This window comes from Micromonospora sp. NPDC004336, from assembly GCF_053602615.1.
The window spans coordinates 1-1,653 of the sequence record NZ_JBSGDY010000360.1; the positions used below are offsets into that span (position 1 = coordinate 1).

Below are 1,653 nucleotides of genomic sequence, written 5' to 3' on the forward strand. Positions count from 1 at the left end.
GAAGTGCCGTTGCGTTGTTGCCCAGCGGCTGTGGCCAGCCCGGCCTGCAGAAGCGTGTGTCGTTCATAGATAAACAGCGAGGTCTCCGGTAGACCGTTCAACGACCAAGAAGAACGAAAACCGGAGACCTCGTGGCCACCATACCGGCGGCGAGGCGGCACGATCTGACCGACGTGCAGTGGACGGCGCTGCAGCCGCTGCTGCCCAAAGGTAAGAAGCCAGGCCGTCCGCCGAAGTGGGACAAACGCCAGCTCTTCGACGGGATCCGCTGGAGGGTGCGGGTCGGCTGCCCGTGGCGGGACGTGCCCGACATGTACGGACCCTGGCAGACCATCTACGGACTGTTCCGCCGCTGGCAGCGCACCGGGGTCTGGCAGCAGATCCTGACCGGCCTGCAGGCCCACGCCGACGCGGCCGGGCTGATCGACTGGGACGTCAGTGTCGACTCCACGATCACCCGCGCCCATCAGCACGCCGCCGGCGCCCGCACGAGGCCGCAGGAGCAGAAGGAACCGCCGGGCGGCGTCGAGGACGAACCCGCCGACCACGCCCTGGGCCGTTCCCGGGGCGGCTGGACGACCAAGCTGCACCTGGGCTGCGAACAGGGCCAGAAGCCCCTCGCCGTGGTGGTGACTGGTGGGCAGCGCGGCGACAGCCCGCAGTTCACAAAGGTCCTGGCCCGTGTCCGGGTGCCACGCTCGGGAGGCGGGCGTCCGCGGATCCGCCCAGACCGGGTGTTGGCCGACAAGGCGTACAGCTCGGCCGCCAACCGGGAGCACCTGCGAAAGCGCGGGATCAAGGCAGCGATCCCGATCAAGGTCGACCAGGCCGCCAACCGGCGCAAGAAGGGGTCGAAGGGCGGACGGCCACCGACCTTCGACCCCGAGATCTACAAGCAGCGCCACGCCGTCGAGTGCGGCATCAACCGGCTCAAACGAAACCGCGGCCTGGCCACAGGTACGACAAGCTCGCCGTCCGCTACCAGGCCACCTTCAACGTCGCCGCGATCAACGAGTGGCTCTGAAACGACATGCGGTGCCCCGGTGGTGCATAACGGCTCATTTGACGACGTGAAAGTCAGGGTGGGCGATCCAGGCAGTCATCGCTGCCGCGTCGAGGTAGACGGCATCGTCGACGCGAACGCAGCGACCCGCACTCGCCAGGTACTCGAGCAGGTCTGCCGAGGGCGAAGTGTGGAACTCGACGAACACCCAGCCGGCGGTCCGCCGTGCCACTCGTTCGGCGATGCGGGCCAGGGCAGGTCGGCCAGCGAGATCGCTGACGAAGATGTGCAGCACGATGTCACAGCGCATGACTCCACCGGCCGCCTGCGCGATCAGCTCGAGCTCATCGACGCCGACCTCGAAATCCGGTGCCTGACAGTCGTATCCGTAGGGCAGGCCCTCGGCGGACAGCCAGTAATCAGGGTCGGGCTCGTACCGGACGAGGCCCTCAGCCGCCATCTCCTCCAGCAGGACTGGTTCCACGCACTCAGCAGTACACGGACTCAGCACGCTCAATGCCGTTCCACCCACGGCGTGCAGTAGACAGCATCCGACCAGGCTGGCACCACACGATACCGAATCTTGCGCGATACACCGCCGACCTGAGCGTCATCACACCGAGCACACCTCGATCACGAGGACCGTCTTT

Annotated in this window: 2 protein-coding genes; one reads left to right on the top strand and one right to left on the bottom strand. The window is 67.0% G+C overall.

Annotated features, from left to right (window positions below):
* The first annotated feature begins 131 nt into the window (after nt 1-131).
* A protein-coding gene (locus ACWENR_RS30725) for an IS5 family transposase (RefSeq protein ID WP_452280432.1) occupies nt 132-1,024 on the top strand; the annotation gives its coding sequence in 2 pieces (ribosomal slippage) (nt 132-954 and nt 954-1,024; 894 coding nt in all).
* Nucleotides 1,025-1,058: 34 nt separating this feature from the next.
* Here the strand turns inward: ACWENR_RS30725 and ACWENR_RS30730 are convergent.
* A complete protein-coding gene (locus tag ACWENR_RS30730; RefSeq protein ID WP_452280433.1) occupies nt 1,059-1,487 on the bottom strand; it encodes a hypothetical protein in 429 nt (142 codons plus the stop codon).
* Nucleotides 1,488-1,653 lie beyond the last annotated feature (166 nt).